This window comes from Vulcanisaeta moutnovskia 768-28 (assembly GCF_000190315.1).
In the GTDB taxonomy this organism is placed as follows: domain Archaea; phylum Thermoproteota; class Thermoprotei; order Thermoproteales; family Thermocladiaceae; genus Vulcanisaeta; species Vulcanisaeta moutnovskia.
In genome coordinates, this window is the sequence record NC_015151.1 from 801,607 (window position 1) to 820,852 (window position 19,246).

Annotated in this window: 25 protein-coding genes, 2 tRNA genes and 1 rRNA gene; 15 read left to right on the forward strand and 13 right to left on the reverse strand. The window is 43.2% G+C overall.

Translation table 11 applies throughout. The features are described from left to right. Nucleotides 1-24: 24 nt before the first annotated feature. Together VMUT_RS04275 and VMUT_RS04280 are read left to right on the forward strand one after the other, a co-directional pair. The gene (locus VMUT_RS04275; protein WP_148224653.1) at nucleotides 25-429 is read left to right on the forward strand and encodes a hypothetical protein; all 405 of its coding nucleotides are present in this window, start codon (nucleotides 25-27) and stop codon (nucleotides 427-429) included. A gap of 36 nt (nucleotides 430-465) precedes the next feature. After that, nucleotides 466-1,824, forward strand: coding sequence for an aspartate aminotransferase family protein (locus VMUT_RS04280; protein ID WP_013604201.1), 1,359 nt, complete (start codon nucleotides 466-468; stop codon nucleotides 1,822-1,824). A 90-nt stretch (nucleotides 1,825-1,914) separates the two neighbouring features. Here VMUT_RS04280 and VMUT_RS04285 read toward each other — a convergent pair whose 3' ends face one another. Then, entirely contained in the window at nucleotides 1,915-2,481 is a 567-nt protein-coding gene (locus VMUT_RS04285; protein WP_013604202.1) for a cysteine hydrolase family protein, read from the reverse strand. 120 nt (nucleotides 2,482-2,601) lie between these two features. Here VMUT_RS04285 and VMUT_RS04290 point away from each other — a divergent pair, with 120 nt between their 5' ends. Beyond that, nucleotides 2,602-2,949 (forward strand): hypothetical protein, encoded by a 348-nt coding sequence (locus VMUT_RS04290; RefSeq protein WP_237699715.1) that lies wholly within the window; start codon nucleotides 2,602-2,604, stop codon nucleotides 2,947-2,949. Continuing rightward, entirely contained in the window at nucleotides 2,949-3,953 is a 1,005-nt protein-coding gene (kae1, locus tag VMUT_RS04295; RefSeq protein ID WP_013604204.1) for a KEOPS complex N(6)-L-threonylcarbamoyladenine synthase Kae1, read from the forward strand. The genes VMUT_RS04290 and kae1 overlap by 1 nt, the downstream gene beginning before the upstream one ends. 352 nt (nucleotides 3,954-4,305) lie before the next feature. On the opposite strand, the gene VMUT_RS12195 is transcribed toward kae1, so the two are convergent. Genes VMUT_RS12195 through VMUT_RS12635 form a run of 3 tightly spaced genes read right to left on the reverse strand, consistent with a single transcriptional unit; the run spans nucleotide 4,306 to nucleotide 5,467 of the window. After that, nucleotides 4,306-4,785 carry a hypothetical protein gene (locus VMUT_RS12195; RefSeq protein ID WP_052298498.1) on the reverse strand — a complete coding sequence of 160 codons (480 nt, stop codon included), beginning with the start codon at nucleotides 4,783-4,785 and terminating at the stop codon, nucleotides 4,306-4,308. Continuing rightward, nucleotides 4,763-5,293: a DUF6036 family nucleotidyltransferase gene (locus VMUT_RS04305; protein WP_013604206.1), complete on the reverse strand. Its 531-nt coding sequence runs from the start codon at nucleotides 5,291-5,293 to the stop codon at nucleotides 4,763-4,765. The genes VMUT_RS12195 and VMUT_RS04305 overlap by 23 nt, the downstream gene beginning before the upstream one ends. A gap of 30 nt (nucleotides 5,294-5,323) precedes the next feature. Continuing rightward, the gene (locus VMUT_RS12635) at nucleotides 5,324-5,467 is read right to left on the reverse strand and encodes a hypothetical protein (RefSeq protein WP_193387206.1); all 144 of its coding nucleotides are present in this window, start codon (nucleotides 5,465-5,467) and stop codon (nucleotides 5,324-5,326) included. Between the two features lie 45 nt (nucleotides 5,468-5,512). On the opposite strand from VMUT_RS12635, the gene VMUT_RS04310 reads away from it, so the two are divergent. Continuing rightward, nucleotides 5,513-5,950, forward strand: coding sequence for a hypothetical protein (locus VMUT_RS04310; RefSeq protein WP_013604207.1), 438 nt, complete (start codon nucleotides 5,513-5,515; stop codon nucleotides 5,948-5,950). A gap of 267 nt (nucleotides 5,951-6,217) precedes the next feature. Here VMUT_RS04310 and VMUT_RS04315 read toward each other — a convergent pair whose 3' ends face one another. After that, complete coding sequence (locus VMUT_RS04315; RefSeq protein WP_013604208.1) at nucleotides 6,218-6,418, reverse strand: hypothetical protein; 201 nt, start codon at nucleotides 6,416-6,418, stop codon at nucleotides 6,218-6,220. Between the two features lie 153 nt (nucleotides 6,419-6,571). On the opposite strand from VMUT_RS04315, the gene VMUT_RS04320 reads away from it, so the two are divergent. Next, complete coding sequence (locus tag VMUT_RS04320; protein WP_013604209.1) at nucleotides 6,572-6,763, forward strand: hypothetical protein; 192 nt, start codon at nucleotides 6,572-6,574, stop codon at nucleotides 6,761-6,763. 75 nt (nucleotides 6,764-6,838) lie between these two features. Here the strand turns inward: VMUT_RS04320 and VMUT_RS04325 are convergent, their stop codons facing one another. Next, on the reverse strand, nucleotides 6,839-7,321 hold the full coding sequence (locus tag VMUT_RS04325) for an archaellin/type IV pilin N-terminal domain-containing protein (protein ID WP_148224654.1): 483 nt from the start codon (nucleotides 7,319-7,321) through the stop codon (nucleotides 6,839-6,841). 208 nt (nucleotides 7,322-7,529) lie between these two features. Continuing rightward, nucleotides 7,530-7,892 carry a hypothetical protein gene (locus tag VMUT_RS04330; protein WP_013604211.1) on the reverse strand — a complete coding sequence of 121 codons (363 nt, stop codon included), beginning with the start codon at nucleotides 7,890-7,892 and terminating at the stop codon, nucleotides 7,530-7,532. 191 nt (nucleotides 7,893-8,083) lie between these two features. Here VMUT_RS04330 and VMUT_RS04335 point away from each other — a divergent pair, with 191 nt between their 5' ends. From VMUT_RS04335 to VMUT_RS04355, 5 genes are all read left to right on the forward strand, one after another. Further along, on the forward strand, nucleotides 8,084-9,112 hold the full coding sequence (locus tag VMUT_RS04335; RefSeq protein WP_013604212.1) for an alcohol dehydrogenase catalytic domain-containing protein: 1,029 nt from the start codon (nucleotides 8,084-8,086) through the stop codon (nucleotides 9,110-9,112). Next, the gene (locus VMUT_RS04340; protein ID WP_013604213.1) at nucleotides 9,099-9,719 is read left to right on the forward strand and encodes a CPBP family glutamic-type intramembrane protease; all 621 of its coding nucleotides are present in this window, start codon (nucleotides 9,099-9,101) and stop codon (nucleotides 9,717-9,719) included. Before VMUT_RS04335 ends, VMUT_RS04340 begins: the two co-directional genes overlap by 14 nt. A gap of 72 nt (nucleotides 9,720-9,791) precedes the next feature. Continuing rightward, a complete protein-coding gene (locus VMUT_RS04345; protein WP_013604214.1) occupies nucleotides 9,792-10,676 on the forward strand; it encodes a prenyltransferase in 885 nt (294 codons plus the stop codon). A gap of 50 nt (nucleotides 10,677-10,726) precedes the next feature. Further along, nucleotides 10,727-11,857, forward strand: a complete 1,131-nt coding sequence (locus tag VMUT_RS04350) for a family 1 encapsulin nanocompartment shell protein (protein ID WP_013604215.1) — start codon at nucleotides 10,727-10,729, stop codon at nucleotides 11,855-11,857. Nucleotides 11,858-12,046: 189 nt separating this feature from the next. After that, a tRNA-Arg gene (locus tag VMUT_RS04355) sits at nucleotides 12,047-12,123 on the forward strand. 44 nt (nucleotides 12,124-12,167) lie between these two features. Here the strand turns inward: VMUT_RS04355 and VMUT_RS04360 are convergent. Further along, the gene (locus VMUT_RS04360; RefSeq protein ID WP_013604216.1) at nucleotides 12,168-12,617 is read right to left on the reverse strand and encodes a helical membrane plugin domain-containing protein; all 450 of its coding nucleotides are present in this window, start codon (nucleotides 12,615-12,617) and stop codon (nucleotides 12,168-12,170) included. Beyond that, nucleotides 12,614-13,795: an NAD(P)/FAD-dependent oxidoreductase gene (locus tag VMUT_RS04365; RefSeq protein WP_013604217.1), complete on the reverse strand. Its 1,182-nt coding sequence runs from the start codon at nucleotides 13,793-13,795 to the stop codon at nucleotides 12,614-12,616. The genes VMUT_RS04360 and VMUT_RS04365 overlap by 4 nt, the downstream gene beginning before the upstream one ends. 229 nt (nucleotides 13,796-14,024) lie before the next feature. Here VMUT_RS04365 and rrf point away from each other — a divergent pair. Both rrf and VMUT_RS04375 read left to right on the forward strand, forming a co-directional pair. Then, a 5S ribosomal RNA gene (gene rrf / locus VMUT_RS04370) occupies nucleotides 14,025-14,145 on the forward strand. A 116-nt stretch (nucleotides 14,146-14,261) separates the two neighbouring features. Continuing rightward, nucleotides 14,262-14,837, forward strand: coding sequence for a tetratricopeptide repeat protein (locus VMUT_RS04375; protein ID WP_013604218.1), 576 nt, complete (start codon nucleotides 14,262-14,264; stop codon nucleotides 14,835-14,837). Between the two features lie 41 nt (nucleotides 14,838-14,878). Here VMUT_RS04375 and VMUT_RS04380 read toward each other — a convergent pair whose 3' ends face one another. Then, nucleotides 14,879-15,316: a hypothetical protein gene (locus tag VMUT_RS04380; protein ID WP_013604219.1), complete on the reverse strand. Its 438-nt coding sequence runs from the start codon at nucleotides 15,314-15,316 to the stop codon at nucleotides 14,879-14,881. Nucleotides 15,317-15,537: 221 nt separating this feature from the next. Between VMUT_RS04380 and VMUT_RS04385 the strand changes: the two genes are divergently transcribed. Next, nucleotides 15,538-15,615: transfer RNA gene (locus VMUT_RS04385), tRNA-His, on the forward strand. 119 nt (nucleotides 15,616-15,734) lie between these two features. Here VMUT_RS04385 and rnhA read toward each other — a convergent pair. Both rnhA and VMUT_RS04395 read right to left on the reverse strand, forming a co-directional pair. Continuing rightward, nucleotides 15,735-16,310 (reverse strand): ribonuclease HI, encoded by a 576-nt coding sequence (gene rnhA, locus VMUT_RS04390; RefSeq protein WP_013604220.1) that lies wholly within the window; start codon nucleotides 16,308-16,310, stop codon nucleotides 15,735-15,737. 111 nt (nucleotides 16,311-16,421) lie between these two features. After that, the gene (locus tag VMUT_RS04395) at nucleotides 16,422-17,288 is read right to left on the reverse strand and encodes a hypothetical protein (RefSeq protein ID WP_148224657.1); all 867 of its coding nucleotides are present in this window, start codon (nucleotides 17,286-17,288) and stop codon (nucleotides 16,422-16,424) included. 401 nt (nucleotides 17,289-17,689) lie between these two features. On the opposite strand from VMUT_RS04395, the gene VMUT_RS04400 reads away from it, so the two are divergent. Further along, on the forward strand, nucleotides 17,690-18,793 hold the full coding sequence (locus VMUT_RS04400) for a CaiB/BaiF CoA transferase family protein (RefSeq protein WP_013604222.1): 1,104 nt from the start codon (nucleotides 17,690-17,692) through the stop codon (nucleotides 18,791-18,793). Here the strand turns inward: VMUT_RS04400 and VMUT_RS04405 are convergent. Continuing rightward, on the reverse strand, nucleotides 18,790-19,194 hold the full coding sequence (locus VMUT_RS04405) for an acyl-CoA thioesterase (protein WP_013604223.1): 405 nt from the start codon (nucleotides 19,192-19,194) through the stop codon (nucleotides 18,790-18,792). The genes VMUT_RS04400 and VMUT_RS04405 overlap by 4 nt on opposite strands. Between the last annotated feature and the right edge of the window lie 52 nt (nucleotides 19,195-19,246).

A 19,246-nucleotide genomic window follows, 5' to 3' on the forward strand; every position in this document is an offset into this window, starting at 1 on the left:
GCCTTACCCTATGCATGTGTAGTCGTGACGAGTGAGCAGACGGAGATCCTAGGCCTTAGGAGGAGTGGTGAGATTAAGGGTAAGTATGTGGATCTCGTTGTTTACGTATCTAAGAGCGGCAATAAGGCGTTTCTTAGTGGTGTCATTAAATGCCCATTCACTGGTAGGGAGTTTAAGCTATACGTTACATCACACACTGACCAGGTCAGGCTTGGCTTTATACAGCACCTTAGTGGTTTTAATGAGCATGTAATTAGGACTAAGGAGTATGGTCAGTGGTTCATTGTTAGGGTTGAGCCGTACTCAAGGAACTCATTCCATAGGAGGAGGTACTTCGTGTGCGCAAAATGTGGTTATAAATCAGTAAGGTTCATTGATGCATTGCTCCATCTAATTAAGTTGCATGGTTTTCTAACAAGGCTCCCATAACAATACTTAATAACTAGGCCATTACGTATTGGGTTAATGAGTAATCTTAGTGGTAGAGTTCAGGAGCTGATTGATAAATACACAAAGATTTACATGGAGGGGACGAGTAAGTCCAGGGAATTATTCGAGAGGGCTAGGAAGGTGTTACCAGGAGGAACCACGTATCAAATAAGGCACTTCTCCCCATACCCAGTTTACATAACGAGGGCTGGTGGTGCTAGGGTTTGGGACGTAGATGGTAATGAGTACGTTGATTACTGGATGGGTCATGGAACCCACATACTCGGTCACTCACCGGACTTCGTAGTTAAGGCTGTTAATGATGCAGCTTATGAGGGGACGCACTTGGGTTATCCGAATACTCTCGAGGTTGAGTACGCCGAATTACTAACGAAGGTTGTACCTAATGTTGATATGGTTAGGTTCTCAAATAGCGGTACCGAGGCTAATATGTACGCCGTTAGGCTTGCCAGGGCATACACTGGGCATAGGTATGTGGTTAAGATGGAGGGTGGTTGGCACGGTGGATATGACGGCTTGCATGTCGGCATTAATCCGCCATTTGAGGGTCCCGAGAGCCTTGGCCTACCTGCGGAGCACATTAAGTACACGCTTGTTGTTCCATTCAATGATCTTAACGCTCTGGAGAGGGTTCTGAAGGATTTTGATGTGGCTGCGGTGATTATGGAGCCTGTACTTGGTTCAGGCGGTTGTATAGAGCCACAGCCCGGTTACCTAAAGGGTGTTAGGGAGTTGGTAGATAGGTATGGGGCTTTGCTGATATTTGATGAGGTTATTACGGGATTTAGGCTAGCCCTTGGTGGTGGTCAGGAATTATTCAATACTAAGGCCGACATAGTGACGCTTGGTAAGATAGTCGGTGGTGGGTACCCAGGCGCCGGTGCCATTGCCTCTAGGTCGGAGATAATGGAGTTGCTCGACCAGGTTAAGAGGCCGAGTGCTAGGTCGAGGAGTTTCCACGGTGGTACATTCACTGGGAATAGGGTAACGCTTACGGCAGGTTATACACTCATTAATTACTTAAGTCAACATAGGTCATTATACGAGGGGTTCAACAACCTATGGAATTGGGCTAGGGAGGGGCTTAACAGGGCCTGTGAGGATCATGGCAGGCTTTGTTGGGTAACTGGTGTGGGTAGTATGTTGGGTATTCACTTCACTAGGGATAGACCAGTAAATGCTAGGGTGGCATATACGGATAGAATTAATGAAGATCTTTATCACTTAACGCACCTGTACATGAGGACGAGGGGCATACTATACATGACCGAGCACATGCCACACCTACTACCATCAATGATACACACAAGGGAGCATGCAAATACATTGGTGGAGGAGTTCAAGGGTTTATTGAGTGAGATTGTTCATAAGTAATCTTGGTATATAACTCAGTCATGTCATTGTTACGTTTAAATAAAAATGAATAAGTCATGATTAGGTGTTTAAATTATTAAGGGAATAACATCATGACCAGTACTTAGCCAGTTCATTCGCCGTTATTACTGGGAAGAACCTCCTCATGTTCATCAACGACCTCTCATGAGCCTCCCTATCATGTGATGATACGGCGTCGGATATTATAACCGGTATGAAGCCCAGGGCGTACGCATGCCTTGCACTGGTCTCAACACCAATATCCGTGGAAATACCCGTGAATACAACGGTATACCTCCCCGAATTCCTAAGCAGTAGTTCTACGTTTGTCCCAACAAAGAGTGACCAGGTATTCTTATTAATGACTACGTCATTGGGTTGAGGCTGAACTATTAACTCCATCTCCTCAGGCTTGAAGCCACCCCTCCACTGCATAATCCTAGTGGTTATTGGTTCAAAGCCACTTGGATATGGTGTAATCCTCGTAAATATTACTGGCACATTAACCCTCCTGGCGGCACTGATTGCCGTATCCAAGGCCCTTTGAAATTCATCCTTATTGAATATGCCGTTGAATAATGCCCTATGCATATCCCAAGCCACAAGAATTGAATTACTTGGTTTTAGTATTTCCCTAAGTACGTCAGGACTAACCATACACTACGCATAACCATGCTTCGTATTTAAGCATTGCTACCTAGGCATCATGCGTAGTAAGTTTAATTACCCAAGTGCGGCTTTGTAATTACTAAGCAAATGAGTTTGATTGAGTGCATAGTGGTTAGTGCATTGAGGAGGCTTGGCAGGGTAAGCCTAGATAGATTAGCGAAGGTAATCTTCCTAGTCGATAAGTTGGGTGGTTTCGATACATTTAATTGGGATAGGATAGACCTGGTGATAACGAGCCCTGAGTTCATAAGCGTAATTGAGCAATTAACGAAGACCGGTGTTGTTAAGACAATAGGCGACTTCATAATACCCCTAAATAATGATTACGATCCAGGATGTGGATGGCTTGAGAACACTGTACAATCAATTATTGACTATGTAATTAAGAAGTATGGGGGATTAAGTGATGGTGAGTTGGATGACGTTATTGAATCAATAATGGAAGGTGTCTACTAATGACACTAGTACTAGGCATCGAATCCACAGCACACACCTTTGGAGTCGGCATAGCCAGTGAGGATGGAATACTAATAAACATTAACGACACATACACACCACCACAGGGCGTAGGCATACACCCAAGAGCCGCCGCTGACCACCACGTAATGATCGGCCCCAAACTACTCAAAGATGCATTGAGAAGACTTAACATAAGCATTAGGGATATTAATGCCATAGCCTTCTCCATGGGCCCAGGACTTGGCCCAGCCCTAAGGGTCGGTGCTACCCTAGCCAGGGCAATAGCCATTAAGTTCAGCAAACCACTGGTGCCGGTGCATCACGGCGTTGCGCATGTTGAGGTGGCTAGGTGGTCCGTCAGGTTCAGAGACCCATTAGTACTCCTCGTGTCTGGGGGTCACACGATGATTATAGCGCACTCGGGCAGGTCTTATGGTGTGTTTGGCGAGACTATAGACATGGCCGTGGGGAACGCCCTGGACTACTTCGCGAGGAGTGTTGGATTACCAAATCCAGGGGTGCCGCACTTAGAGGAATGCGCTGAGAAGGGTAGTAGGTACGTATCCCTACCCTACACGGTCAAGGGGCAGGACGTATCCTTCTCAGGACTAATCGAAGAAGCCCTGAGGCTCGTCAAGAAGGGCATTGCGCTACCCGATATATGCCTGAGCCTTGTCGAGACAGCCTACTCAATGCTAGGCGAGGTAGTAGAGAGAGGACTAGCACTAACCGGAAAGAAGGAGCTACTTCTGGCAGGCGGCGTGGCCAGAAGCAGGAGGCTCAGGGAAATCATGGACTGGATAGCAAAGGAATTCAACGCAAAACTCGGCATAGTACCACCAGAGTACGCGGGGGACAACGGAGGAATGATCGCACTAACAGGACTACTAGCCTACAGAAGCGGAGTAACAATAGACCCAACAGAAGCCGTAACAAGACAAAGATGGAGACTTGACGAGATCGAGACACCCTGGTTCGGCAAAGAGCCTTGGTTCGGCTAAACTAATCCTTCTTGGGAATATGCCGCGGGCCTCGGTATTATCTCCCCGGGGATGCCCATAGTAATGATTCACCTATTACGTGGGGCCGCCCTCATTGACTAGGAAGTTGATGCAATTGCTTAATTTTGGCATTCAGTTAATGCACTTGATCCCTTCGTATTTATTGAATTGGTTTCTGCGTAGTAGGACGTCGGTGAGGTAGTGAGTTTTTGCGGGAATACCATGTTTTTAAATCTCTCCTTTTTCTTGCTGGTCTTCGAGGATAAATTCGACTCGTTTGAGGACTACCAGCACTTTATATTCGTGTTCTCTCCATCATTTTCTAGGCGAAGGTTTGGGTATGTGACGAGACTTATCTATTAATGGAAGTTATGTTAATGATAATTTTACCATTTGAGTATTCATTAAGGAGTTTCAAGTCCCTTATGTGCTCCCTGAACTTAATTATATGGTTTATCGCATCTTCAATTAATGAGACACCTAAACCGCAGATGTGCCGTTCTGCGGTGATTTCCTCCTTAAATAACCTAATTTCGCCAAGGGCAATTTTTGTTTTTTCGTAAGACCATCCAAGAGTAATCCAGCGTTTACCAAACCAAATACGGAGACCCAGCTCTTTAGCAGTATTAACGGCATTGCTTAGGTCTGGGCAAGCTATCTCAAGGTATTTAGGGTGATAGGGAATCATTAATTTACTACTTGCATGTATTGCTAATGCGGTCCAGCCAGTGAATGCGCAGTTCTGAGCGCCCAGGGCCTTTGCAACCTCGTTAGGTAGTCCAACATTATCAAATACTATACAACGGACACTAAATGTGAATTGCTTCGTCATTCAGCCTCAAACCAATCCTCTTAGCAATCTTTAATAAATCCTTATCAATACCAGCCTGCCGTGATCGCTTAATGAGGTAATGGATATCGAGGTTAGGTAATCTGAGTAAATGCTTTACATCCTCTATGTCCTTTCTTTCACCGCTCATTAATTTAAGAATTATCAAATCCTCAATAGATGGAATTAGTAAATCTCCAAAGAATTTGGCTTTTTCTATAAATTCTTTGTCAAGCGTTAATGGCATATAATTAATATCAATATGGACATCATTTATATCGACATAAAATCCCCATTTTCTCCATTGTACGTTGTATCCTAGGTCTCGTAATTTATTCGTGATTAGGTCTCTAATTTCCACGCTGAATGGCTTATCTATTGTTAAATCCCAATCGCCAGTCTCCCTAACGATGCCGTAAAACGCCAATGCCCTTGCACCTATTAGAAATACTCTAAATCCAAGCTGCTTAAGCATTGAGATTATTACGGAAACTGCCTGAGGTATCTCCATTAATAATGTATTAAGCTCCTAAGATATAAATTAGAATGCTCCTCTTAGCTCATTAATAATATCATTAATTGTTTTACCTATCCGCGTTATCCAATAGGTAGTGGTTGATGTGCCTATTAATTCTCCATCTCTATTTCTCAATTCAACACCTATCAATGACAGTGGCTCCTTCATATGCATAATCCTCGCTTTAGCAAATAGGCTAGAGAATGGCTAGAAATGCAGGATGTCAAGGAGCTCATTGAGTTGGGCGCTGGCTTACCCGACGGCGAGAAGTTCAGAAGAATAATCGAATTAGCGTCAAAGGAAGTTAGGGAGCCTGGAAACTTGTCAATTATTGTGCCTGGAACAAGCGTTAGAATGAATGTTAATGTAAGGGGTGATTGCAGGGTTGTGCTTAGGGTGTGGAGAAAAGACGAAAGTGAAGCATTGAGGATTTATGAGGAGCTTAAGAGGGCTGGTTATGAGGTAACAATGTTCAGTAATGAGGAAGCCCACTTGGTCTTAATAACACATGCGAATGTTCGTGAAAACACAAGGCTTAGGGAGCCGGTTTGCCGAAAGCTGGATGAGTGGTTTGAGAACGAGAAGGATATAAAAAGAAAGGGGAGGATAGCCAAAACAATGCAGAACCTAAAGTGCCTCGACAACACCTAACCCCGCCCAAACCCACGGGCCGACAAATTCTCTTTTTAAAAATCAAGGAAATGAAGAGTGCGATAATCGGTGCTGGGATTTGAACATAGGTTTTCGCAAAAGCCCATGGTCATTATAATGGAGTAGACGGTTGATAGTACCAATTCCTTGGCAGGTTTATTGCTGCCTTATCGATATTGGAAGCCCTAATACCAGGTCTAGTAATATTCAGGACTGAGTTATGCAGGGTAATAATGGTGGAACGGGGTCCTTGGCGAGATGATTGACTTATTGGGTAGCGTGGGCTGGTTGATGGCGTGTGTAGAGTTCCATGAGCTTAGCCATGACCCTAGACGTCAACTCATACGTAGCCGCGATATTTGAGTTGAGGGACTGAAGCAGGTTAGCTACGTAATCAAGCCTGCCAACAACATCCTTGCGCAACTCATCAATCCTACTGCCTAGGGAATCAACCTTACCACTCAACATAGACGCACTAATAAACCAGCTAAAGCTAGACCCAGCGGATGAGGGCGAGACGAGGATAGAGGTGGCGATAAATTGCCTAAATGAGGTGGAACAATACATAGAGAAGGGTGACACTAGCAGGCCAGCGAGAAGCTTTACAAGGCTGCCGAGGAGGTGATAAAGGCAATGGCAGTAATACTCAGGATACCTGAGACGAATAAGGCGATAACTAAGGGTAAGTGGACGTTCCTACATGTCGAGGAATTCCATGAGACTAAGCCTAAGGAGGAAGTACTGAGAAGACTACCATACATAGAGGAGTTAATAACCATTGCAAGAAACATACTAAGTAAGGGTAAAGAATAAATCATGATTAGGAAGGGAGAAATAAAGAAAGGAAAAATGAAGATATTTTAACGGTATTTTTAGGCGTTAATGGCGTTATGAGCTTGCTGTTACTGTGAATGGGTATGTCTGTCCGCTCACGGTTGTTATGTATCCGCTGTATTGAACACCAACCTGTGCAGCCTGACTGCCGCTGCATGATGCTGATGTACCATTGACGGAAGCGCTAGTGAAGTAGCCCTTGGATCCTGATAATGTTATTTTTATCATTGCTCCCTGTTCACCAGCTGGTATTTGTATTGGAGTTGGGAAGACGCAGCTTAGGCTTCCGAGGGTGAAGCCATTAATGCCTATGCCGCTGCTTGATGGGTTACTAATCAGGAGGGTCAAAACAGGGGTTCCATTAGAGATACCAGTAAGGCCAACTGCCTGCACTTGCAGTGTTGCTGTTTTGCTTGCTGAGCCTGCTAGTCCGAAGACCCACACAGCCACTGCCACTGCTAGTGCTATTGCCACGGCTATGAGTATTATTGTCGCTACTACGTTGGAGATACCCTTTCTATTCATTTTGGTTGTCATACGGCATAGCCTTCTTTCAACTACTTAATAAATACTCACTGACATGGGGTTTAATACTTTCTATTCTAGAAAAACTCTTTCTACAAACGTAGAAACGTAGAGGATACACATAACTAAGGCGATAAATTCACGTACTTGCTTCTTCTTTGTGTTTATTAATGCGTTGTTTAGTTTCAATCCTTGCTTTCTCACTAATTCAGTTTCTTAACTAATATTTAAGGGCATTAATCATTAATTGATTCATGGCAATCAACGTGTTGTTAATGCCGTAAAAGCCCATTGACGCGGCTATATTACCGACCACCGCCATTAACTTCATTGTTATGAACACGGCCATGAACCACCTAAGCACTGGAAACCTATGCATCACTAGGTATATAACTGCAACCACGATTTCATAAGCCATAAATGCCAACGCAGCCGCCAGGTAGTTACTGAGGTGCATCGCGGTTGCGTAGTAATTAAGCTCCTGGAGATCAAGTAGGGAGAAGGCTACGTAACTTGTTGCCAGGTCAAGCGCGTTGGCCAGCGTGGCCATTAGCAGTAATTCCACCTGGTTACCACTATTCATTACTGTATTCTCTTTCTACGCACGAAATATAAAAGGCTTGTTGAGAAGTTATGAGTAATTACATTATTAATTCTTTGTAGAATTGTTGAGAAGAGATAGAAATCATGGAATAGAAAAGAAAAACGATTAAACAAACTTGAAACGCGCTCAGTACTTTAAATCTCTGGCTAAATCACAGGGCCTACTCAGGTATGAGGGCTGTTGGCTTTGATAGGCATGGAGATCCCAGCGTACTTAAGGTCATGGAACTCCCAGATCCTAAGCCAGAACCTGGAGAGGTCGTTATTAGGGTTCTGGCGACATCATTGAATAGGATTGACACTATCGTGCGTAGAGGATACCCAGGTATTCCAGTTAGGTTACCGCATGTGCCTGGCGCGGACATTGTTGGTTACATAGAGTCTATTGGGCCTAATACGGACCTTGGTGAGTTTAGGATTGGTGATTTAGTCCTTGTTAGTAATGTGTGGGGCTGCGGTTCGTGCAGGTTCTGTAAGGTGGGTATGGAGGATCACTGCCCTTCATGGACCATGCCTGGGTTCCACGTTTGGGGCGGCTATGGCGAGCTGGTTAGAGTTCCAGTTAGGGCCCTCATTAAGGCGCCCAAGGGCTTTAGTATTAATGAGATGGCCGTGTTACCACTGGCCTATGGCGTTTCCTGGAAAGCGCTGAGGACCGCCAATGTTGGTCCAGGCGACTGGGTCTTAATACTAAGTGGTTCTGGCGGTATTGGCACTGCGTTAACCATACTGGCTAAGGCATTGAGTGCTAGGGTTATTGCTGTGACGTCGAGACCTAATGTGTTGAGGTCCCTGGGCGCCGATGTAGTTGTTGGTTATGACAAGGATGAATTGATGAAGGTTATTAGCGAGAAGACTGAGTATGGTGTTGACACGGCCATAGACACCATTGGTGATACCCTACCCATGGCGCTTGACGCTATTAGACCAGGTGGTACGGTAATTACGTTTGGAATCCTCGGTAAATCACCCGCTGTACAAATTGATATTAGGAGGTTCTACCTTAGGCATGCACAATTAATCGGTATTCACAATGCGGCTAAGTCCTACCTTAGGGAGATCATTGACTTCATGGTTAGTAAGGGTGTGAGGTCATTCATAAGTAGGGTAGCCACGGTTAAGGAGACACCAGCACTCCATGAGTTGATGGAGAGTAGGGGCGTGGTTGGTAAGGTGGTGATGATTCATGAGTGGGACTAGGGCTAAGACCGTGATTTACATAGCGCTGCCCCTAGTGTTGTGGCCTTTGTCCTTCGACGTGTTCAGTAGGTACTTTGTCTATGGCATGGTACTATCAACACTACTACTTGGTTCACTATCCCTGGCCTGGTTCAGGGATAGGCTTCGGTGGTTTAGAATGAACATTGTAATAGCCGTAGTACTTGGCCTTATTATGTCTGGGGTACTTTACATTATTTTCATAGGTGGTTACGCAATACTTAGGTACATGGGTCTCGCCAACTACGTTGTACTGGTCTACGGCATGATTAGGAGTATGACCAATGCCTATGCCCTGGCTATGGCCCTGGTTATTATTGGGTTTATGGAGGAGGTTTATTGGAGGGGTGGTCTTCAGGAATTATCGAGGGATTTGGGTGGTGTTTTCCGTGGTGAGCCCTGGTTGGTATCAATGATTTACTACACACTTATCCATATATCAACTTTGAATCCAGCACTTATGGCCGGTGCATTTGCTATTGGGTTGATTGATGGTTTATTAGCGGATAAGGTGGGTCTAGTAACTTCAATAATAGCTCACGTGTTATGGTTGGAGTTAATGATGGTGTTTTTACCCCTGGTTCCATGACTAACCCTTGAGTTATTTTGACAGATATAGAGAAGCATCTATTTAAATTAATTAATATTGATTTAAATACTAATGAATAAATACGAATTTCTCGGGTTAATTAGGGCATGGAGTCTATTAATGACGGTAGCCGTCTCACTAATCGGCATTGGCTATGCATATTACCTAGGGCTTTATTATGGACCTAGGATAATATACTCAGTATTAGCTGTAGTAGGGGCTTTAATGCTTCATGCAAGTGTCAATGTGCTTAATGACTACTACGACTTCATCCATGGTGTAGATACGATAAGCTCACCCACGGCAATCTATAGGCATCAACCGTTGGTGATGGGTACGGTGAAACCATTCATTGTAAAGACCCTGGGCTTCTCATTAATAGTAACTGGTGCAGCCATAGGTATTTTCCTAACGGTAATGGAGAGCTTCTGGATACTTCTACTTGGTCTTGTTGGTGTATTTTTGCTCTACGCCTACACGGGTCCACCATTCACACTTAAGTACAGGGGGATTGGTGAGTTATCAGTTGCATTGACCTGGGGCCCATTACTAGTTGGTGGTTTCTTCGTAGCTGCATCCGGTGGTTTATTAATACCAAGGGTCTTCCTCGTATCATTACCGCCACTCTTCATAATGTTCGCAATAATATATGCCAACAATTATAGGGATAGGGAGTATGATAGGGCGTCTGGAATAAGAACGTTAGCCATACTAACGTCTAGGCATGGTTATGGGATCTACCTAGGCTCATTAGTAACGGCGTATATAATTAATGCAATGCTCATGCTCATGGGGGTACTGCCATACACATCACTAATAACATTACTCACAGCTCTTCTAATACCGAGGTTAATAAGGGCGTTCAGAGGAAATGCCCCTGACATTGATGCAAGGACAGGGCTATTATACACAATATACTGTCTAATGTATGGAATTAGTCTCATGATACCGTGGTAACGCAATAAGGATTAGGTATAACTTAAATAATTAAATGGGTTCTAAGAAACATGGTATTTTCCAAGAATCCAGTGGATATTGTTAGGGATAAGAAATTCTTGCAGGGCGAGATCGCTGACTCACTTAGGCTCGCAATAATGGCTGAGCTTGATGCCATAAACCTATACCTACAATTAGCCAGGTTGATCGATGATGAGAAGGTAAGGAAGGTCTTTGAGGATATCGCCAAGGAAGAGAAGACTCACTTCAGTGAATTTCTCACACTGCTTAAGTCATATGATCCAGAGCAGGTTGAGCAATTGAAGGCAGGTTCAACCGAGGTTAGTGAATTAACGGGTATTAAGGTGCCAGTAAATTATCCTAATAATGAACAAAAGGGAATGGGTACCGCCAACAATCCTAGTGATCCTCCACTTGACGTAGTTTCATCATCAAATTTAAGCCCTGAGGAGCTTAGGTACTTGCAGGACAAGGTTAAGGAGGTTGCTAACAATGTGAGGAGGTTCAGGAAGTATTTAGCTACGTATGAGGCAGGGTCTGGGCTTGATGCCGTACCACTTGATGAAGTGGTTATTGGACCTTCAATAATGACAACTAGATCCGTGGTATCACTTAAGGAATTGAGCCTGAAATTCTCAATATCACAGAGACAAATTGAGTATGCCAGGGCTAGGGGTGAGAGGGTTTATTCAGCAACTGCTGACCAAGCTGCTATTAGGCTTGGTTATGAGGAGGATTTAGCAATACTTAGTGATATTCTGGGTAATCCCAAGATTAAGACCATGAACATCACATCATGGGATACGCCCAGTTCTGCAGTTACTGAGGTTTCAAATGCAGTCAATGCGTTGTATAGTAATTACATACCTGAACCATACGTATTATTCGTGAGCCCTGGCAGGTATACAAAGCTTTTAACTGTTGTTGAGAAGACAGGTATCATGGAACTAACGAGGATTAAGTCACTGGTTAAGGATGTGGTCATTATTCCTCAGTTAAAGGATGATACAGCACTATTGTTATCAACTCATCAATCAATCATTGATGTAGCCATAGGCACGGATACAGCATTGGTATACCTAGGCCCCGAAAATGGGACTCACGGCTTCACCCTATGGGAGACACTGGCAGTAAGGGTTAAGGACCCCAGAGGTGTAATTGCCCTGAGACAAGGCACTTAGGAATGAAACTCATGCAGACCGGTAAAAATAACATGGCATTACTTCACTCGTTACGCATCCATTTATGGCTAGGCCTAAATAAACGAAAACATCCATCTAACGCTAATAATTATCGAGAAATTAGTACTCATTGTTGAATAGATAGCATGAAAAATACTTTATAAATAAATGAATAAAGTAATTGCAATAGGGCCCGTAGCTCAGCCCGGTAGAGCGGCGGCCTCCGGAGCCGTAGGACCCGGGTTCAAATCCCGGCGGGCCCGCCAATTCATTATTAGTCCTGTGTCTCTGATAGTAATTTGATGGTATTTTACCTTGAGTGGTCCTTAAGGTATTCCTTAGATCTTGCGCCTATAGCCTTTATCAATGTGAGTAGTATATACGCGCCCCGCAGTACGTCGGGGTCCCTGAGCATGCCTATGACCTTCGCTAGGCCTACGTCATTATCTTCCAATTCCATTAATGCCCTGTCAATCTTTGGATCATTGATTGAATCCGCAATTACCTTAATAACTGGGTTACCCACAATATTATTCATTATTTCGAGTAGGTCGCGTATCATTACTACCATGTTATCGAACATGTCATCAGTAATCACACTACTCACATCCTTCAGGGTGAGGGCTAGATCCACGAGTGTATCCAAAGCACCTGACTCATGTAGTATGATTAATTGGTCCATTAGGTCCATTATCGCCTTATCCTTATCAGCATCCTTTATTCTCTCCTCAAGGACTCTACTTGGTATCTTTATGCTCATAGTCCTCCCCTCACCACCGCAGGTAGTGTCATGTAAAAAGCCCTCAAGAACCACCACCCAAACCTTGTTGTGATGAACGGCATTTCATTAACAGTGTAGTTCCACCAGGGCAGCCACGCCCTGCCCCTGCCCTCATGTGTATACAGGTCTGTGAGCATTGGGCATATATCCTCACCCCTATAGATCTTCCTTGGCCCAGTCCCAAGTATGTCGGAGACCAGGTTTTCGGCAATAACATCCGCCTGGTAATGAGCTACCGACGCTGCCTTGGTCACGGGTAATGCAGTTGCATCACCAATTATGTAAACCTCCTCATACAATTCCTTGCCCTTTCGGTACCTTAATGTGCTTTTATCACCTGGTAGAAAACCGAGTGGATCACCAAGCCCTGAATCCCTGAATACCTTGGCACCCCTGTGGGGTGGTATTGTTATTAGTAAGTCATATTTTATCTTCTCACCACTATCGCTAATGACAACCTTCTCCTCAGCATTTACCTCAGAAACCATGAACCTAAATATATACTCAATATTTCTTTGTTCGCACATTATCTTACCAAGCCTATTAACCTCGGGTTGAGCATGCAGGTAATCTATTGGATAAAGGAGCTTTATATTGACATTACCCCTAACATTCCTATCCTTAAGGTATGAATCAAGCAATAACCCGAACTTTAGGGGGACTATTGGGCATTTTATGGGTAAATCCACGAATAACTCCACAATAGTACCCCTACTAAACCTTGAAAGTATTTCCCTTAATTCCAGGGCGCCATCCAACGTGAAGAACGTGTGATAATCCTTCATTAATCCAGGTACCTCCTGCGGCGCAAACTCAGCCCCCGTGGCAATAACGAGGTAATCATAGTTATACTTACTCCCGTCAGCAAATCCCAATTCCCTATTCCTAAGGTCAATACTTACTAACTCACCCTTAGGACCGTGGTAAAACTTAATACGGGGATCAAGCAACTCGCTCTTCCTCCATCTAGCATGCTCCTCACTTAATGAGTTAAATACTATGAGTGGGTACATTGCCTGGACAAGGAAATCATTATCCTTATCAAAGACCCTAATCTCCGCATCACCCCTAGCTAACTCCCACCTCAGTCTCCTTGCAAGTTTATTGGCAACCTCAGCGCCAGCGAAGCTCGCACCAACAATGGCAATCCTCTTCATTAATCAATGGCTCAAGAACCCTTAATTAATACATTATTTTACATACCACGTGTAACCGACACCACAGAAATTAATACGCTCCCAAACCACGTGTTAAGGGATGAAAATAAGAACATACATGCAACCCCCATCCCCAAAACAAAATACCACCCCTGCATTTTTGAACCAGGGGATTAAGAAGAAGAGCTTAAAAACCCAGGAGATAACCATCATATTGGCCAAACCGAGGTCACCCGGCCATAGGCAGGGTGGCACCACCCGGACTCATCAGAACCCGGAAGTGAAACGCCCTGCCGCGCACGGGAGTACTGCGGTCCGTAAGGCCGCGGGAAACCGGCGTGCTGGGACCTCGGGGCTAATGATAATTTTCCTAATTAATCATGAGTTTTAAGGAATGCGCCAAAATTTCACTGTGGTAATAGAAATAATACTTAATAACAAGACATGGGTCTTTATCTGTGTGAGTATGGAGTATTGTAGGGCTCTTTATGAGGCTTCTGAGGCGGCAATATGCTTGATGGAGTACTCCTACGGTACGGTACTCTATAGGGAGTATTTATTGAATTGTCCAGAGATTCCCGGTGCATGGCATGGCTTAGCCATATGCCTTGAGGCTATAGGGAATAAGGAGGGTTCCTTAAATGCATACGAAAGAGCACTACAACTTTACCTTGAGCATGATGATCCACAGAACTTACTTTGGGGTGGTTGGTGCGCATTTAAGTTAGGTAAGTATGAGTTGGCTTATGAATTATTCATGAAATCCCTGGATAAGGATCCTAACTATGCATACACGTGGCTTAGTCTTGGCATTGCTGCATTTAAGATCGGTAAGCGTTCTGAGGGTGAGAGGGCAATAGGCAGATATAGGGTATTGATTAGGGAGAGACCTTATGAGAAAAGGGAATGCGAGGGAATTAGGATGCTGATAAATGCCCACAACTCATTAAGGAGATTAATTAGTGAGGATAGTAGCATTATTAAGTTAATTAATGAGTTAATGACAAAGTCTATAATGAAATATGGAGAATTATGTAAATAATTAATGCCTTAATTTTTAAATAATTCCTTGAATTAATTCCATTAATCAGGAGTCTTTACGTTGTTATTTATCACTAATCGAGGTAACACTGCGAATTCAATAATCATTATAGGCAATGGCATTATGGATATTAATCTCAGAACCAAATTGAATAACGGGTACTCAGCAGGTATTGAGAGAATCAGGTAAACCGCGTAATTAATTACATAGGGCATAAGCAATGATCTCTCGATATTAGTAATACCGAGTACATGAACTCCCGTCAATGCCCTATGCACTTTAGCATAAATTAATGCCCAAGGACCACGTCTAGTAATTAAGGTATAAGTAAGCACAAGCCATGCAGTGGTACTCATACCAATAGCAATTAGGGAGTTGCTAAATAGTAATATTAATTGAAAGACCAATGAGTAGATCGCCGTCATTACTATAAATACTAGGTTCGCAAATGCCACATATTCCTGAATACCCTCATTCATACCGCAAACGATGATCAAGGCTAGGTATTTAAACCATTCTACAAAAGCAAAACGAGAAAACAGCATCAGAATAGTCATAAAATTGACGAGATGCATCATTAAGTGGTTGATCGGTATAAAGGAAAATAGAACAAGAATAACAAAGGCAATAATGAAATTAAATGCCCAAACGAGGACATTAAGAACAAAAACTTAAAAGCATGAGCAGCAGGAACATAAGTGCCGGGGTGGTGCAGTCTGGAAAGCATGCGGGCCTGTGGAGCCCGTGAACCCGGGTTCAAATCCCGGCCCCGGCCCCAGTTTGCAATCAATTGTTCCTAGTTTATAACCGATACTGATTACGATCACTACGGTGGTCAATTACATAAGCCTTATATGCATGGTTGGGTTAGTTTCTTTGTGGCTTCTTTTCTTTTCTTCATCTTTTTCGTTTATTGAGCAGTTTCCTTATGAGTCTTGATGCTTCCATTTTGCTCATGTATTTGTAGGGTTCAATGCCGAGTTCCTTAAGGAGCTTTAGTTGTTTCTCGGTGGCGAGGTATGGCTTGAATTTATTAATTAATTCTGGATGTTCATCAAGGTATTCAATATAGGCTCTCTTACTTAGTTCATCAGCCTTGGAGTTAAGTTCCCTGGGAATCCACTCGAGTCTTACTCTAAAGTGACTAAGTAGCTCATGAGCTTTCTCAAACAGGGGTTTTAGGTGTTCGGTACGCACATTGTATATTCCAGTCAATTGCTTAATTACGAGTTGTGAGTCACCATGCACAACAATGCTTGATTCACCATAATCATGCAACAACAAACACTCAAGGGCCTTTATGAGTCCCGTATACTCAGCAACGTTATTGGTACAATTGAGTGCTGGTTCACAAGCAATACCGTATCCCTCACTAATCGTATCATTATCATTATACACCGCAAAGCCGTAGGTTCCAACACCGCCTGGGTTCTTGGGTTCACAAGCACCATCGAAGTAGACTAATAAGTGCACCTCATTAACTCAAGTCATCCCTAATAAACCTATGCTGTCATACCTTTATTGCTTGCTAGGAATCCTTTACGTTCTTAATCATTGGTTTCTCTTCATCAGTCTTTGTATCATTTAGGTGCTCGTAGTGTATGGTATGTATAGATTCATCACCTTGCTCATCAATGCGTATTTATCAGAACCTGATTCATATACGTAATAGATATTCCTACTGTCTATGCCGACGTGGATCAGTAACCCATAACCACCAAGTAGTATTGATATTACTCCACCATCACTACCGCTCATAATTACCAGAGAGAAACTTGGTAATGCTTCTCCGCTCTTCATCACTGCATTTAATGTTGTGAGTGTTGCTAATTCATGCGTCATTTCCTCGGGCATCACCATCATTAATTCTCCATTCATTGTCTTAGTTATATCATTGATGATATCTCTTACAGGGTCATCAAACGGCACTATAGCTATTAATGTCTTGCTTGATTTAGTCACGTAATTGAGAAGTTCCATAATATTATCCTCATTCATGGAATTCACTGGGTATTCATGGTCTTCGGGCATTGTGGTTATGAATGCGCCAAAGGATCTACTAATCAATGCTCTTCTTATTCCTGGAACCTTCACGTAATGATACATGTTTTCACCATCGAGTGCTATGGTTATTTCAGAATCCTTCTCAAGTCTAAAGCTTATTATTGAGCCATCATTAGCCGCCGCCATGAAGTAGGTCAGGTTAGTACTCTTATGCTTGCTTGTTAGTATATCATGTAGTGCACCAAGCGTGTTTAGGTATTCTGCCATGGTTGCTTCATTAACCCTCTTAAGCCTAGTACCTTCATGCCTAGCGTGGCTTGTGATGAATGAACAAACCTTTCCACGAATTTTAAAAATCGCGAATGCACCATCATAATTAGAGGTATTGTTAACCAGTTTAATTATTTCATTGGGGTTATCACTGATTATGTAGGGAGCTGTAGCCAACACGCATCCCTAATAACTCATTACTCAATGGATTATTTAAGGGGTTTACGTTTGCTCTTCATGGATCAAGTATTACTTAATGAATTATTGATTAATTGCAATATTGACCTGGGATCTTTGTAATTGATATTAATCATTCGTTCTTTTAATCAGTTATTTCGCGATTGCGCCTACTTTAGTGCAATTTGCTTCGTAATCGAAAATGTGTTCTATTTCTAATTTAAGAATACGTTAAGTGAAGATAAGCTAGGTAGAATAATAGCCATCTATGGCGATTTGTGGAATAAGGTGCAATAGCAGTAAGAAAGTAAGGAATAAAGTAAGGAGTGTACGTATCATTACTGGCAAATAGCCAAAACTACTAAATCCTAAAAAGGAGTGGTGCAGTTTGGTTTCCTTGTATGGGTAGACTTCCACTTGAGGGCGTTAGGGTGATTGATTTAACGCATTCTGCAGCTGGCCCCTTTGCAACATCAATACTTGGTGATTTAGGCGCTGATGTTACTAAGGTTGAGTCCCCTGAGGGTGATATGACTAGGACATGGGGTCATGTAATCAGGGAGGGAGTCAGTACGTATTACCTGGCTATGAATAGGAATAAGCATGTGATTAGGCTTGACTTAAAGAATGAGAGTGATAGAAACAAACTTTATGAAATGATTAAAGGCGCTGATGTACTTATTGAGAATTATAGACCTGGTGTTGCTGAGAGACTTGGTGTTGATTATGACACTGTGAGCATACTTAATCCTAGAATTATTTACGTATCCATTAAGGGTTTCATGCCGGGTAGTGAGTATGAGGATTACCCGGCCTTCGACATTGTTATTCAGGGCATGAGTGGTTTAATGAGTGTTACTGGTTGTGAGGACGGGACCTTTGTTAAGGTTGGTGTTCCAATAACCGACATGGTGACGGGCTTCTTCTCGGTAATAGCAATACTATCGGCACTTAGGGTTAGGGATAGGGATGGTAAGGGTGTTAGGATTACCGTACCAATGCTAGACTCAGCCCTATACATAATGGGCATACACCTGCTTTACTATTTCCTTGTGGGTGATGTTCCAAGGCCATTGGGTACGAAGTACATGAGTGTTGTGGCTCCGTACCAAGGATTTAAGGCCAGGGATGGTAAGATGTTCATACTTGCGGTTGGTAATGATAGGATTTGGAGGAGGTTCTGTGAGGTTATTGGTAGGCCTGAGCTGGCTGATGACCCCAGATTTAGGACAAATCCCGACAGGGTTAAGAACCAGGACGAGCTCGAGAAAGTACTACAGGAAGTGTTCCTAACGAGGGATAGGGATGACTGGGTAAGCCTATTCCTAAGTAATGGAATACCTGCTGGTCCTGTGTATGATATGGCTGATCTGGCTAGGGATAATTACGTGAATAAGTACGTACTGACTGAGGTAAATCATCCTGAGCTGGGCACACTAAGGCTTGTTAGGGGTCCCATTAGGTTCAATGGTGAATCCACTGATGTTAGGTTTATTGAGTACTAAGACACGCTAAGGGTTCTTTTCCAAGCATTAACGAGTTCCTCAGGGCATGAAACAGCCCTCAACTCACCACCTTCGTTACTAATGCAGGTAAATACTAGGTAGCCTTCAGCAGCGTTTTTACCCGTCGTCTCATTAATTATCCTAAACCTATACCTAATTGCCCTGGTTCTTGCTTCATCAAGCCATAACTCAACAATGGCAACATCACCTCTTTTTAATGGTGACGTATATGTTATGAAGAGTTCTCTACGTGGGGCAATTGCATGATAATGAAGGATACCATTCTCCCTATAGAAGTCCTCCTCTGCACGTTCAATGAGCCTTAGAAATGATGTGAAGTGAGCAATGCCAGCTGCGTCTGTGTCAGCCCAATAAACATAGTACTTAGCCCTAAATGGCATTTCTGTAATTAATTAAGTACCATATTTATTAAGTATTAACCCATGCATGCTA

Bases quoted from the DNA above. Each gene is read 5' to 3' on its own strand.
- VMUT_RS04280 (WP_013604201.1), top strand. From the start codon at position 466: ATGAGTAATCTTAGTGGTAGAGTTCAGGAGCTGATTGATAAATACACA.
- VMUT_RS04285 (WP_013604202.1), bottom strand. From the start codon at position 2,481: ATGGTTAGTCCTGACGTACTTAGGGAAATACTAAAACCAAGTAATTCA.
- kae1 (WP_013604204.1), top strand. From the start codon at position 2,949: ATGACACTAGTACTAGGCATCGAATCCACAGCACACACCTTTGGAGTC.
- VMUT_RS12195 (WP_052298498.1), bottom strand. From the start codon at position 4,785: ATGACGAAGCAATTCACATTTAGTGTCCGTTGTATAGTATTTGATAAT.
- VMUT_RS04305 (WP_013604206.1), bottom strand. From the start codon at position 5,293: ATGGAGATACCTCAGGCAGTTTCCGTAATAATCTCAATGCTTAAGCAG.
- VMUT_RS12635 (WP_193387206.1), bottom strand. From the start codon at position 5,467: ATGAAGGAGCCACTGTCATTGATAGGTGTTGAATTGAGAAATAGAGAT.
- VMUT_RS04310 (WP_013604207.1), top strand. From the start codon at position 5,513: ATGCAGGATGTCAAGGAGCTCATTGAGTTGGGCGCTGGCTTACCCGAC.
- VMUT_RS04315 (WP_013604208.1), bottom strand. From the start codon at position 6,418: ATGTTGAGTGGTAAGGTTGATTCCCTAGGCAGTAGGATTGATGAGTTG.
- VMUT_RS04325 (WP_148224654.1), bottom strand. From the start codon at position 7,321: ATGACAACCAAAATGAATAGAAAGGGTATCTCCAACGTAGTAGCGACA.
- VMUT_RS04330 (WP_013604211.1), bottom strand. From the start codon at position 7,892: ATGAATAGTGGTAACCAGGTGGAATTACTGCTAATGGCCACGCTGGCC.
- VMUT_RS04335 (WP_013604212.1), top strand. From the start codon at position 8,084: ATGAGGGCTGTTGGCTTTGATAGGCATGGAGATCCCAGCGTACTTAAG.
- VMUT_RS04340 (WP_013604213.1), top strand. From the start codon at position 9,099: ATGAGTGGGACTAGGGCTAAGACCGTGATTTACATAGCGCTGCCCCTA.
- VMUT_RS04345 (WP_013604214.1), top strand. From the start codon at position 9,792: ATGAATAAATACGAATTTCTCGGGTTAATTAGGGCATGGAGTCTATTA.
- VMUT_RS04350 (WP_013604215.1), top strand. From the start codon at position 10,727: ATGGTATTTTCCAAGAATCCAGTGGATATTGTTAGGGATAAGAAATTC.
- VMUT_RS04360 (WP_013604216.1), bottom strand. From the start codon at position 12,617: ATGAGCATAAAGATACCAAGTAGAGTCCTTGAGGAGAGAATAAAGGAT.
- VMUT_RS04365 (WP_013604217.1), bottom strand. From the start codon at position 13,795: ATGAAGAGGATTGCCATTGTTGGTGCGAGCTTCGCTGGCGCTGAGGTT.
- VMUT_RS04375 (WP_013604218.1), top strand. From the start codon at position 14,262: ATGGAGTATTGTAGGGCTCTTTATGAGGCTTCTGAGGCGGCAATATGC.
- VMUT_RS04380 (WP_013604219.1), bottom strand. From the start codon at position 15,316: ATGAATGAGGGTATTCAGGAATATGTGGCATTTGCGAACCTAGTATTT.
- VMUT_RS04400 (WP_013604222.1), top strand. From the start codon at position 17,690: ATGGGTAGACTTCCACTTGAGGGCGTTAGGGTGATTGATTTAACGCAT.
- VMUT_RS04405 (WP_013604223.1), bottom strand. From the start codon at position 19,194: ATGCCATTTAGGGCTAAGTACTATGTTTATTGGGCTGACACAGACGCA.